This window comes from Pseudomonas sp. OTU5201 (assembly GCF_038440135.1).
GTDB lineage: Bacteria > Pseudomonadota > Gammaproteobacteria > Pseudomonadales > Pseudomonadaceae > Metapseudomonas > Metapseudomonas resinovorans.
The window spans coordinates 1-12,444 of record NZ_JASATC010000060.1 but is presented as its reverse complement, the minus strand read 5'-3'; the positions used below and the strand labels follow the sequence as shown (position 1 = coordinate 12,444).

At 64.1% G+C, this 12,444-nt stretch carries 13 protein-coding genes; 1 reads left to right on the top strand and 12 read right to left on the bottom strand.

Translation table 11 applies throughout. The features are described 5' to 3' along the window. Positions 1-34 precede the first annotated feature (34 nt). Positions 35-1,342: a CitMHS family transporter gene (locus AAHM40_RS25125; protein ID WP_342247116.1), complete on the bottom strand. Its 1,308-nt coding sequence runs from the start codon at positions 1,340-1,342 to the stop codon at positions 35-37. Between the two features lie 262 nt (positions 1,343-1,604). Next, on the bottom strand, positions 1,605-2,552 hold the full coding sequence (locus AAHM40_RS25120; RefSeq protein ID WP_446731624.1) for an AEC family transporter: 948 nt from the start codon (positions 2,550-2,552) through the stop codon (positions 1,605-1,607). A 63-nt stretch (positions 2,553-2,615) separates the two neighbouring features. Between AAHM40_RS25120 and AAHM40_RS25115 the strand changes: the two genes are divergently transcribed. Then, the gene (locus AAHM40_RS25115) at positions 2,616-3,017 is read left to right on the top strand and encodes a GFA family protein (protein ID WP_342247114.1); all 402 of its coding nucleotides are present in this window, start codon (positions 2,616-2,618) and stop codon (positions 3,015-3,017) included. 18 nt (positions 3,018-3,035) lie between these two features. Here the strand turns inward: AAHM40_RS25115 and AAHM40_RS25110 are convergent, their stop codons facing one another. The 10 genes from AAHM40_RS25110 to AAHM40_RS25065 form a co-directional block, all read right to left on the bottom strand. Next, the gene (locus tag AAHM40_RS25110; RefSeq protein ID WP_446731623.1) at positions 3,036-4,988 is read right to left on the bottom strand and encodes a DUF7844 domain-containing protein; all 1,953 of its coding nucleotides are present in this window, start codon (positions 4,986-4,988) and stop codon (positions 3,036-3,038) included. A gap of 26 nt (positions 4,989-5,014) precedes the next feature. Further along, complete coding sequence (locus AAHM40_RS25105; RefSeq protein ID WP_280282125.1) at positions 5,015-5,335, bottom strand: DUF2388 domain-containing protein; 321 nt, start codon at positions 5,333-5,335, stop codon at positions 5,015-5,017. Between the two features lie 168 nt (positions 5,336-5,503). Further along, a complete protein-coding gene (locus AAHM40_RS25100) occupies positions 5,504-5,821 on the bottom strand; it encodes a DUF2388 domain-containing protein (protein WP_342247113.1) in 318 nt (105 codons plus the stop codon). 96 nt (positions 5,822-5,917) lie between these two features. Then, positions 5,918-6,133: a DUF1127 domain-containing protein gene (locus tag AAHM40_RS25095; protein WP_342247112.1), complete on the bottom strand. Its 216-nt coding sequence runs from the start codon at positions 6,131-6,133 to the stop codon at positions 5,918-5,920. 287 nt (positions 6,134-6,420) lie between these two features. After that, on the bottom strand, positions 6,421-6,636 hold the full coding sequence (locus tag AAHM40_RS25090; protein WP_028627123.1) for a DUF1127 domain-containing protein: 216 nt from the start codon (positions 6,634-6,636) through the stop codon (positions 6,421-6,423). Between the two features lie 329 nt (positions 6,637-6,965). Beyond that, on the bottom strand, positions 6,966-8,459 hold the full coding sequence (locus AAHM40_RS25085) for an acetyl-CoA hydrolase/transferase family protein (RefSeq protein WP_342247111.1): 1,494 nt from the start codon (positions 8,457-8,459) through the stop codon (positions 6,966-6,968). A gap of 184 nt (positions 8,460-8,643) precedes the next feature. Beyond that, entirely contained in the window at positions 8,644-10,101 is a 1,458-nt protein-coding gene (locus AAHM40_RS25080; RefSeq protein ID WP_342247110.1) for an NAD(P)(+) transhydrogenase (Re/Si-specific) subunit beta, read from the bottom strand. A gap of 2 nt (positions 10,102-10,103) precedes the next feature. Then, complete coding sequence (locus tag AAHM40_RS25075) at positions 10,104-10,418, bottom strand: NAD(P) transhydrogenase subunit alpha (protein ID WP_003458205.1); 315 nt, start codon at positions 10,416-10,418, stop codon at positions 10,104-10,106. 12 nt (positions 10,419-10,430) lie between these two features. Continuing rightward, positions 10,431-11,552 carry a Re/Si-specific NAD(P)(+) transhydrogenase subunit alpha gene (locus AAHM40_RS25070; RefSeq protein WP_342247109.1) on the bottom strand — a complete coding sequence of 374 codons (1,122 nt, stop codon included), beginning with the start codon at positions 11,550-11,552 and terminating at the stop codon, positions 10,431-10,433. Between the two features lie 645 nt (positions 11,553-12,197). Next, the coding region (locus AAHM40_RS25065; protein ID WP_342247108.1) for a response regulator transcription factor at positions 12,198-12,444 on the bottom strand (247 nt) is incomplete at its 5' end.

The following is a 12,444-nucleotide window of genomic DNA, read 5'->3' as shown; positions in this document are numbered from 1 at the left end:
AGATTCCGGCTTGTTCGGGGTGTCATTCAGCGGCTCAGTGCGACCCAAAGAGCGGGAATACACCCAGCAGCAAAGCGGCGACGAGGATACACAGACAAATCATCACCGCCCACTTCAACGTGAAGCGCTGGTGGTCGCCGAATTCGACCTTGGCCAGGCCCACCAGCAGGTAAGTGGAGGGTACCAGCGGACTCAGCAGATGCACCGGCTGGCCTACGATAGACGCTCGCGCCATCTCGACCGGGCTGATGCCGTAATGGCTCGCTGCCTCGGCCAGAACCGGTAATACGCCGTAATAAAAAGCGTCGTTGGACATAAAGAAGGTGAACGGCATGCTCACGATCGCGGTGATCACCGCCATGTAGGGCCCCATGGACGGCGGGATGACCGCCAGCAGGCTCTTGGACATGGCTTCCACCATGCCGGTGCCGGACAGGATACCGGTGAAGATACCCGCCGCGAAGATCAGGCCGACCACCGCCAGCACGTTGCCGGCATGGGCCGCGACCCGTTCCTTCTGCTGCTGCAGGCAGGGGTAGTTGATGATCATGGCGATGCTGAACGCGATCATGAACAGCACGGGCAGCGGCAGCAGGCCGGCGATCAGGGTCACCATCAAAATAGCGGTCAGCGCGCCGTTCACCCACAGCAGCTTGGGCCGGCGGGCTTCCGGGTACTGCGAAACGCTGATCTCGTCATGGTTGAGCTGGTCGTCCGGCAGGTGCAGCACGCCGAGACGCGCACGTTCGCGCTTGCCGTAGGCCCAGGCGAGGCCGAACAGGGCGATGGCGCCGGCGACCATGGCCGGGATCATCGGCACGAAGATGTCCGAGGGGTCTACGTGCAGGGCGCTGGCCGCGCGGGCGGTGGGGCCGCCCCAGGGGGTCATGTTCATGATGCCGCCGGCGAGGATGATCAGGCCGGCCATGATCAGCGGGCTCATGCCCAGGCGGCTGTACAGCGGCAGCAAGGCGGCGACGCAAATCATGTAGGTCGTGGCGCCGTCACCGTCCAGGGAGACGATCAGGGCCAGGGCGGCGGTGCCCATGGACACCTTCAGCGGGTCACCCTTCACCAGCTTGAGGATCTTGCGCACGGCCGGGTCGAACAGGCCGGAATCGATCATCAGGGCGAAGTAGAGGATGGCGAACATCAGCATCACCCCGGTGGGGGCGAGCTTGCTGATGCCTTCCAGCATCATCGGACCGATGCCCGCGGCGAAGCCGCCGATCAGGGCGAAGGTAATGGGGACGATGATCAGGGCGATCAGGGCGGACAGGCGCTTGGTCATGATCAGGTACATGAAGCAGATGACCATGGCGAAGCCGAGCAGAGTCAGCATGGCAGTTCTCCGGACGTGATTCGGGCGGGACGGGGGCGGGTCAGCGCGTGGCCGAAGGCGTGCGGAGAGCGGGCGGAGGGGTGCCGGGACGGCAGCAGGAACGGAACATGGCGATCACCAATCTTGTTGTTGTCGGGTTGCCGGTCTCGTGCCGGCAATGGGGCGGATGCTAAGCGCGCAACCTTTCAGCCAGCTTTCGGCGGTGATCGGAGCCGATTGTGTGGAGTTTTGGCGACGAATGGCGGATGTCCGCCGTGCCGCTTCAGCCAGATACGCTGCGCATGACCAGCAGCAGCGAGCCTGCGGCGAGCAGCGTCTGCAGCGTGATGATCCCGGCCATGAAGTGACTGTCGCCGCCGAGCTGACGGGTCAGTACATAAGCGGTAGGCGCGGTGGGCAGGGCGAAGAACAGCACCAGGATGCTGCTTTCCATGGTGGGCAGATCGAGCACGCGAGCCACCGCAAAGGCGAGTGCAGGCATGGCCAGCAGCCGCAGTGCGCAGGTCCAGGCCAGTGCTGGTACTTCGCCGGCCAGCTGCTGCGGTCGCAATGCCGCGCCGACGCAGAGCAGGCCGAGCGGCAGGCTGGCCACCGCCAGCAGGTTGAGCAGGCGCTCGGTGCCGCCAGGCAGGCCGAACCCGGCGAGATTGACCAGGGCGCCGGCCAGACACGCGAGGATCAGCGGGTTCTTCGCCATCGGCAATAGCAGGCCACGCAGGCTCACGCCACGTTCGGCGGTCAGCGCCCAGACCGACATCAGGTTCACTGTCGGCACCATCAGCGCCAGCATCAGCGCGGCCATGGCCAGGCCGTCCTTGCCGTAGAGGCTGCCAATGGCCGCCAGGCCCAGGTAAGTGTTGAAACGCAGGATGCCTTGGGTGATGGCGCCGAAGCGCGCCGCGGGCCAACCCAGCAGGCGCCGAGCCAGCAGCAGCGTGAGCCAGCCGATGCCGAGACCGAGGAACACCGCCAGGGCCAGTTGCGGCAAGGCCGGGTTGTCGAGTGGGGCGGTGGCCAGGCTGCTGAACAGCAGGGCGGGGAAGAGGATGAAGTAGTTCAGCCGTTCGGCGGCGGGCCAGAAGGCTTCGCCAGGAAAGTCCCAGCGGCGCAACAGATAACCGCCGACGATCAACGCAAAGAGGGGCCAGAGGGCTTGGAGGAGGATCAGCACGGCGACATCCGGGTCAGCTGGGGACGCTCTATCTTCAATTCCGGATCGGTGGCATGCAACCGCCTGCTAGGGTGAAAGGCAGTGCGCAAGCCGGAGACCACCATGGCCGAACTCCATACTGGCGGCTGTCATTGCGGGCAGCTGCGCTACGTTGTTGAAGCACCGCTGCGCGATGTCGCCCATTGCCACTGCTCGATCTGCCGGCGCACCACCGGGGGAATCGTAACCACTTGGGCGACGGTACCGCTCGCGAGCTTCCGCTGGACGGCCGGCACGCCGGCCGAATACGCCTCATCCGCGACCTGCATCCGTTACTTCTGTCCGCGTTGCAGCAGCCAGCTGGCGCTGCTTACCAGCCTCAGTCCCAGCACCCTGGACGTTACTATCGCCACACTCGACCATCCGGAGGTTGTTCCGGCGGACCGGCACATTTGGGTGAGCAGCCGCTTGCCCTGGCTGCATCTGGATCCGCAATTGCCGGAGGAGGATGAGGAGGTGCTGTGAGGGGCCATCAGCAAGCGATCATGGGAGCACGAGCCCGCCGGCGTCCTTGTGCAGCTGTCGCAGGTGCGCGCCGATGGCCTTGAGGTTGGCCTCGGTGGCATTCAGTTCAGCCATGCGCTGGGGCTCCAGCAGGCTGCGCACTTCGCGGTCGAGGTCGTCGTTGAGCTTGCGCATGGTCTGCTGGCGGCTGCTGCTTTCTGCCGCCAGGCGCTGCCATTCGGCGCTCTGCGGCAGCCCGTAGCCCCCTTGCAGCAGCTCCGCCGGGCGGCTGAGGAAGCCGCTGTTGGCGAGCATCTGTTCCAGGGTACCGCCGGCCTTGGCGAAACGGGTCTGCCCGGCCTGCTCGCGGGAGCTGAGGTAATTGCGCTTGAGTTCGTCCTGGGCCAGCAGCAACTGGCGGCGCTGGGCAGCCTGCTCCAGCAGGAGCAGGGCGGCGCTGGCGCGCAGGTCGGCGTTGTCGAACCAGGGGCGGCGCTGTTCGGCAGTCAGTTCCAGCCAGTCTTCCACCTCTTCCTGAGGCACCTTCAGCCGCTCGCGGATGACCTTGAACATGGCCTGGTAGCGGTCGCGGAAGGAGTCGAAGCGATAGCCCAGGCGCAGCGCCTCCCTGGGATCTTCCAGCGGCGTGCGGTCGGCCACGTCGCGACTCTCCAGCAGCTTCAGCAGGCCGTTGGGCATGATGCTGTCGAGGTCGCGCAGCGCCGGGTGGTCGGTGCCGCTGCGGAGCAACTTGAGGGTCTCCACCGCGCAGTTGTTGGAGAGGAACCAGTAGTCGCCGTCGTAGCTCCAGTGCATCTCGGCTGCGTGTTCCACAAGGGCGTCGACCTCCCCGCGGCTTAGCTTGAGCGGTACCGAGGCGAGGCTGCGCAGTTCCACCTTGGTGTATTCCTCGATCACCTGGTGCAGTGGTAGCACGAACAGGCGGGAGGGGTAGGCACCGGTGAGGCCGTCCCAGCTCGATAGCTGTACGTCGCCGACGAAGGCGCGGTAGGAGAGCACCAGATGCTGGTCGAGGTCGAGGCGGCAGTCCGGCCCACGCGGGCGACCCGGAGCGCAAATCACCAGGCGCAGCATGCTGTGGCCCCAGCGGCTGACCCAGTTCTGGTTGGCCTCGGCGAACAGGTAGTCGACTTCGTAGACGCGCTCGGGATCGAGCTTGCCCAGTGGCTGCTTAGCGAAGTCGCGGCCGGCGTTGAGGTAGGCGTAGCCGTCGTTACAGTCGGCCCGCTGCGCCGGGGCCCAGCCGAAGTGCGCGCGGTAGTAGCGATAGAGCGTCGGTCGGCGGCAGGCATAGGCCGGGTCGAGGAGAAAGTACTCCATATTCACCGCGACGAATTCGCGGGGGTTCTTCAGCTCGTAGATGTCCGGGCTGCGCGCCACTTGGTGGTTTTCCTGTTCGCGCAGGCCGCGCTTGCCGACGTACTGCGGCCAGCCGGCGAGATCGAGCAGGCGCGGGTCGTCGCTGAAGGTGAAGCGTCGTGCTGTCTGGCCTCGGCAATCGCCCGGCAAGCCCACCAGGCCACTGCTGCCGGCCTGGTTACGACAGCGGAACTGTTGCGTCCGGTCGGCGGCGGACCAGAGTCGGGCGCGGTCGTAGAGATGGGTCAGCTCGTGGAGCACGGTGGCGAGCATTTCGCGGCGCACGGTGCCGTGGACGCGGTCGGTCTTCTGGGTGGCCGCGCTGCCATCGGTCAGGCTGGCGAGCAGGTTGCGGTTGAGCACCAGGGCGTCGAAACGGGTGGCGCGGCCGTAACTGTTTTCCGGCAGATCAACGCTCCAGCCCACTTCCACATCCCGATCCAGGTGCTGGATGAAGGCCGGTGGCAGGGCGGCGTAGGCTTCGTCCAGCAGCTGCTGGCTGGCCTGGCGCTGGGCTGGGGTGAGGCCTTCGGCGTCCAGCACCAAACGCAGGTCGGCCCGGGCCGTGGCCGCCAGCAGCAGGCCGCCCAGGCAGATCAGGCGCAACCAGATGTTCAGAGGCGGATACTCGTGCGGGGTCAGAGGGCGAGGATGCTTTCTGCCAAGGCCAGGTCGCTGGCCTCGCGGGCCTGCGGGAACTGCTCGCGCAGGGCGCCGAAGGCGGCCTCCAGCTGGGAACCACGGATTTCGCCGGCGCTGGCGACGAAGCTGGCGGCATCGTCACGGGCGGCGATCACCACCTTCATGTCACGGATAGAGGTGGTGGTATCGGAGGTGAAGTCGATGGTGCGGTCCAGCGCGCGGACGATGATGTTGCTGGTCGCCACCAGGGTCTGGGCCTGGGCGGCACCGGCAACAAGGGAAAGGGCGATGGCTGCGACAGACAGCGAGCGGCGCATGGAGGCTCTCCGTTGGAAATTTCTAAGGTAATTGGACGGGAATATCCTTCGGCAGTTCTCAGCCGTGGATTTAGGGCGCGAAGGTTAGCGGAATGGGCAGACGAGAGCCAGGCAGCACGGGGGTGCAGCCCGATGGGCCGCGCGTTGTGCGCGGCCCGATGGGGGCCGTCAGAGGGCGAGGATGGCCTGGGCCAGTTGCAGGTCGTTGGCAGCCAGTTGCGGCTGGGCGCTGCGGATGTGCTTGAACGCGGCTTCCAGCTGAGCGCCACGGATGTCGCCGGCGCTGGCGACGAAGCTGGCAGCGTCGTCACGGGCGGCGAGCACGATCTTGTCGTCCTTGAACGAGGAGGTGACGTCGGAGGTGGCATCCGAGGTGGCCGCGGTGGCATTGACCACGGTATCGGTGGTCACCACGAAGCTGGTGGCCGAGGCGCTGGTAACGAGCATCAGCAGTGCGGCCGCGCTGAGCAGGCGAATAGAGGTCATGGGGGGCTCCTTTGACTGACCGGAGCGGCAGCGCGAGAAGCGCTGCCTGCTGGTGAGAAAGCCTAGTCAAAATGGGCCTTCCGGGCCAGTGCTGGCTCAGCGCCAGAACGGGCGCTCCAGTTCCTGGTAGCGCTCGCTCGGGCTGATACCCACATCCGCCAGGGCGCGTGCATCCAGCTGTGCGAGCTGGTGCCGGGTGCGGGCATTGCGCTGCCACTGGGCCAGGGTGGCAAACAGGCGCAGATACCAGTGAGTGCGCGGGCGGCCGGTCTGGAGCTGGGTAGACGAGGAGTCAGTGAGGGTGCGGTCCATGGCGCTTTTCCTTCCCGCCGCGAGACGGGGATGGCTTATGGACAGTCATGATCCCGTTCGGCAGCAAGGCTGTGCAGTCACAGTCAGGTTGAATTGTGCTGTAGCAGATGTTGATTGTGTGAAACTGTGCTGGTCAGAACAGGGACAGCTGTGTCAGCACCGCTGAGACGGCTGCGGGCAGGGGGGGGCTGGGAGAATTCCTGGGCCCAGAACGACGAAACCCGTCGCGGGCGGCGACGGGTTCTGTCTGGGGTATTGCCTGCGGGCCGTTTGGCCCGGCGAACTGCTTAGCGCCAGAAGGGCTTGTTCAGTTCGGCTTCGCGCTGGGCTTCGCTGATGCCGGCGTCGGCCAGCAGGCGGTGGTCCAGCATGGCCAGCTGGTGACGGCTGGCGATGCGACGCTGCCACAGCAGCAGGGTGGAAATGGTGCGCAGGGCCCACGAGGATTTCGGGGATTGTTCGGCGCTTTCGAAAATCAGGTCGGAACTGAGGGTACGTTCCATGGCGGCAGGTCCTTCCCGCTTGTGACGGGGCTTGGTTATCAACTGGTGCCTATGATCTACCCGGAACAGCCACGACTGTAGTCACAGTTGCTCTAAATTGTGTTGGTCTTTGTTAGCATGCTTATCAACTGTTTCGCTGAAATAACGCAAAACTGTACGGGTGCCCCGTTGAATCACTCGTGATCCAACGGGAAACAGTAATTTTTCCTGCATAAATAACAAGCAGTAGGGCTTTTGAACAGTACAGTTCTGGATTTGCAGAAACTGTTTTCTGACCTTTTTATCAGAATCGAATGTTACAAGCCCATAACTGTTTTGTTCAGAGCAGATCAGTTGGCCAGCATCCGACCGGTTTCTTCCAGATTGATATGCCAGGACATGGCTTCGCGCAGCAGGTGCGGGGTGTGACCGCCCTTGGCACAGGCTGCACTGAAGTAATCCTGCAGCGGCTGGCGGTAATCCGGGTGGACACAGTTGTCGATGATCGCGCGGGCGCGCTCGCGAGGTGCCAGGCCGCGCAGGTCGGCCAGACCCTGTTCGGTGACCAGGATGTCGACGTCGTGCTCAGTGTGGTCCACGTGACTGACCATGGGCACTACGCTGGAGATGGCGCCACTCTTGGCAATGGATTTGGTGACGAAGATGGCCAGGTGGGCATTACGGGCGAAGTCGCCGGAGCCGCCGATGCCGTTCATCATTTTGGTGCCGCCCACGTGGGTGGAGTTCACATTGCCGTAGATGTCGAATTCCAGCGCGGTATTGATGCCGATGATGCCCAGGCGGCGCACTACTTCAGGGTGGTTGGAGATTTCCTGCGGACGCAGCACCAGTTTGTCCTTGTAGCACTCCAGGTTGCCGAACACGTCGGCATTGCGGCGCGCGGACAGGGTGACGGAGCTGCCCGAGGCGAAGCGCAGCTTGCCAGCGTCGATCAGATCGAAGGTGGAATCCTGCAGCACCTCGGAATACATGGTGAGGTCCTGGAACGGCGAATCGATCAGGCCGCACATCACCGCGTTGGCGATGCTGCCGATGCCGGCCTGCAGCGGGCCGAGGCTGTTGCTCATGCGGTCGGCTTCCACTTCTCGCTTGAAGAAGTCGATCAGGTGGTCGGCGATGGCCTGGGTCTCGTGGTCCGGCGGCAGCACGGTGGACAGGGAGTCCGGCTGCTGGGTAATGACGATGGCGGCGATCTTGGCCGGATCGATCGGAATGGCGCTGCTGCCGATGCGATCATCCACGCGGGTCAGCGGGATCGGCGTGCGGGTCGGTCGGTAAGTGGGGATATAGATGTCGTGCAGACCTTCCAGGTTGGGGTTGTGAGCCAGGTTGATCTCGACGATCACGCGCTTGGCGAAGATCGCGAAACTGGCGGAATTGCCCACGGAGGTGGTTGGCACGATGTGACCTTGCTCGGTGATGGCCACCGCTTCGATCACGGCAATGTCGGGCAGCTTGAGCTGGTGGTTGCGCAACTGTTCGACGGTTTCCGACAGGTGCTGGTCGATGAACATCACCTCACCGGCATTGATCGCCTTGCGCAGGGTGCTGTCCACCTGGAAGGGCATGCGGCGGGCCAGCACGCCGGCTTCGGTGAGCTGCTTGTCGAGGTCGTTGCCCAGGCTCGCGCCGGTCATCAGGCTGATCTGCAGCGGCTGCTCCTTGGCTCGTGCGGCCAGAGCCTGTGGCACGGCCTTGGCTTCGCCGGCGCGGGTGAAACCGCTCATGCCGACGGTCATGCCGTCTTCGATCAGGGCAGCGGCCTCGGCCGCACTCATCACCTTGCCCAGCAGGGAGGGAAGGCGCACGCGATCAGAGTACATGGGAAAACCTCGGACAACGGGTGGGAGCCGCGCAGTCTAGGGACTGAGGCTGTGCCCGGCTTCTATACCAAGGTCGAAGAAATGGCTCTATTCAGGGCCTTTTGTCGGGGAGGCTGGCATTCCGGCGGCGCTGAAGACAAAAACCCCGGCACCAGGCCGGGGTTTCGGTATCGCGGGGCAGGTCTCAGTCGACAGCCTTGACCATGTCCTCGATCACTTTCTTCGCGTCGCCGAACACCATCATGGTCTTGTCCATGTAGAACAGTTCGTTGTCCAGGCCGGCGTAGCCGCTGGCCATGGAGCGCTTGTTGACGATGATGGTCTTGGCCTTGAAGGCTTCCAGGATCGGCATGCCGGCGATGGGCGACTTCGGATCGTTCTTCGCGGCCGGGTTGACCACGTCGTTGGCGCCGAGCACCAGTACCACGTCGGCCTGGCCGAACTCGGAGTTGATGTCTTCCATCTCGAACACCTGCTCGTAAGGCACTTCGGCCTCGGCCAGCAGGACGTTCATGTGGCCCGGCATGCGGCCGGCAACCGGGTGGATCGCGTACTTCACGTTCACGCCACGGTGAGACAGCTTCTCGGACAGTTCCATCAGCGCGTGCTGGGCACGAGCCACCGCCAGGCCGTAGCCGGGAACGATGATCACGCTGTCGGCGTTGGTCAGCAGGAAGGCGGCGTCGTCAGACGAGCCGGACTTCACCGGACGCTGCTCCTTGCTGCCGGCTGCTGCGCCTGCGCCTGCGTCGGCTTCGGCGCCGAAGCCACCGAGGATGACGTTGAAGAAGGAGCGGTTCATCGCCTTGCACATGATGTAGGAGAGGATCGCACCCGAGGAGCCCACCAGGGAGCCGGCGATGATCAGCATCGAGTTGTTGAGCGAGAAGCCGATACCGGCCGCCGCCCAGCCCGAGTAGCTGTTCAGCATGGACACCACCACCGGCATGTCGGCGCCGCCGATCGGGATAATGATCAGCACGCCGATGACGAAGGCGAGCGCCACCAGCAGGGCGAAGGCTGCGATGTTGCCGGTGAAGGTGAAGTACAGGCCGAGACCGATGATGGCCAGGCCGACCACCAGGTTCAGCTTGTGCTGGCCGGCGAACTGCACCGGAGCACCCTGGAACAGGCGGAACTTGTACTTGCCCGACAGCTTGCCGAAGGCGATCACCGAACCGGAGAAGGTGACGGCACCGATGGCTGCGCCGAGGAACAGCTCCAGGCGGTTACCGGCCGGGATGGCATCGCCCAGGGCGGCCACGATGCCGAGCGACTGCGGCTCGACCACGGCGGCGATGGCGATGAACACGGCGGCCAGACCGATCATGCTGTGCATGAAGGCGACCAGTTCCGGCATCTTGGTCATTTCAACGCGCTTGGCCATGATCGACCCGGCGGTGCCGCCGACCAGCAGGCCGACGATGACGTAGCCGATGCCCTGGGTGGCCCCCCCGTCTTTCAAAGCAAGCGCGCCGAGCTTATAGATGAGGCCGACGGTGGTGAGTACGGCGATGGCCATACCGACCATGCCGAACAGGTTGCCGCGACGCGACGAGGTCGGGTGCGACAGGCCCTTGAGCGCCTGGATGAAGCACACCGAGGCGACGAGGTAGAGAACAGTGATCAGGTTCATGCTCATGGTCAGTGTTTCTCCGCAGCCGCTTTCGGCGCTTTCTTCTTGAACATTTCCAGCATGCGGCGGGTGACCAGGAAGCCACCGAAGACGTTCACCGCTGCCAGGGCCACGGCCAGGGTGCCCATGGTCTTGCCCAGCGGGGTCACGGTGAGGGCGGCAGCCAGCATGGCGCCGACGATCACGATCGCCGAGATGGCGTTGGTCACGGCCATCAGCGGGGTGTGCAGGGCCGGGGTGACGTTCCACACGACGTGGTAGCCGACGTAGATGGCCAGCACGAAGATGATCAGGTTGTAGATGCCGTCAGAAATCAGATCCATATCCGCTTCCCCTTAGCCATTGTTACGGACGACCTGGCCGTCGCGGCACATGAGGCACGCGGCGACGATGTCGTCTTCGAGGTTGAGATTGAACTGGCCGTCCTTGTCGATGACCAGCTTGAGGAAGTCCAGCAGGTTGCGCGCATAGAGGGCGGAAGCGTCCGCCGGGACCATGGCGGCCAGGTTGCTGTGGCCGACGATGGTCACGCCGTGCTTGATCACCACCTGGTCGGCTTCGGTCAGCGGGCAGTTCCCACCCTGGGAGGCGGCCAGGTCGATGACCACGGAGCCCGGCTTCATTTCGGCAACGGTGGCCTCGTGCAGCAGGGTCGGTGCCTTGCGGCCCGGGATCAGTGCGGTGGTGATGACGATGTCCGACTGCTTGGCGCGCTCGTGCACGGCCTTGGCCTGACGCTCCATCCAGGAGGCCGGCATCGGGCGGGCGTAACCGCCGACGCCCTGGGCGCATTCGCGCTCTTCATCAGTCTCGAAGGGCACGTCGACGAACTTGGCGCCGAGGGATTCGATCTGCTCCTTCACCGCCGGGCGCACGTCGGAGGCCTCGATCACCGCACCCAGGCGCTTGGCCGTGGCGATGGCCTGCAGGCCGGCAACGCCAGCGCCGAGGATGAGGATGCGCGCGGCCTTCACGGTGCCTGCAGCGGTCATCAGCATAGGCATGAAGCGCGGATAGTGGTGAGCGGCCAGCAGCACCGACTTGTAGCCGGCGATGTTGGCCTGCGAAGACAGCACGTCGAGGCTCTGGGCGCGGGAGGTGCGCGGCGCCGCTTCGAGGGCGAAGGCGGTGATGCCGCGGGCGTTCATGCGCGCGATGATCTCGTTGCTGAAGGGGTTGAGCATGCCGACCAGCACCGCGCCTACGCGCATGTGGGCCAGTTCGGCCTCGGTCGGGGCAACCACTTTCAGCACCAGGTCGGCACCAAAGGCAGCAGCGTCATTGCCGATGGCAGCGCCAACGGCTTCGAAGGCGCTGTCCGGAATGCAGGCGCTGACGCCGGCACCGCTTTGCACCGTCACCTGGTGGCCCTGGCTCACCAGCTTCTTGATGGTCTCGGGTGTTGCGGCAACCCGCGTCTCCCCGGCGTGGGTTTCGAGAGGAACACCGATGTGCACTTCAAATCTCCTGCGTGATCGATCTGGTGAACCAGTGCACTACGGATGGTGCTCTGGCGAGGCGGATCCGCCTTTCAACAGCCTGGTATCGCAACGGCCGAACCCTTAGAGGCGCGGCATTCTGCAATCGGAACCGCAACTGCTTCAAGCAGTTCTGGAGTAAAACGCTCTAATAACTACAAGTCATGTTTAGACCTATCATCTCTGGTTGGCCTTCCAGGCCCCGCCGCGGCTGGCAGAGGCCCTTGTTGGTCGGTCTAACCGGAACCGCGTCCTATCCCGAAGCTGAATGACTTTCCATCAAAGCGGCGCCAGTACAGGCTTGCAGTCCTTAACATCCTGCCGTTAATGGCTGGAGCACTGTTAATCAGACTTTTTAATAGTTGCCATAAGGCGGCGGAAAATGGGCGTTCTGTAGCTTTTGAAAATGTTTGACTACAGGGTCAAGAATGGCTTTCGACCTGTTTGCAGGGAGAAGCGTAGTTCGCGCGCAGGCCAGCCGCACCGGGGGTTGCGCCATATTGTCGCGGAGGCGGAAGTCGTTCGTGTTGTCGGTAGCCCGGATGAAATCCGGGATCAGGCGCGGCGAAATTCCCGGATTTCATCCGGGCTACGGTTCTGCATTCAGCGCGGAGCCGGGCACTGTCAGACCAGCAGGCCCAGCGTTTTGGCGCGCATTACCGCCTGCGTGCGGCGCTTCACGCCGAGCTTGCTATTGATCTTCTTGGTATGGGTTTTCACGGTGTTCACCGAAATGAACAGGTAGCCGCCGATCTCCTGGTTGGAGAAGCCCTCAGCCAGCAGTTGCAGCACAGCGCGTTCGCGCTGGCTGAGCAGGCTGGCCTGGTCGCCTTCGACTGTTCCTGTGCCGTCGCGGGGCGGGGTATAGCGG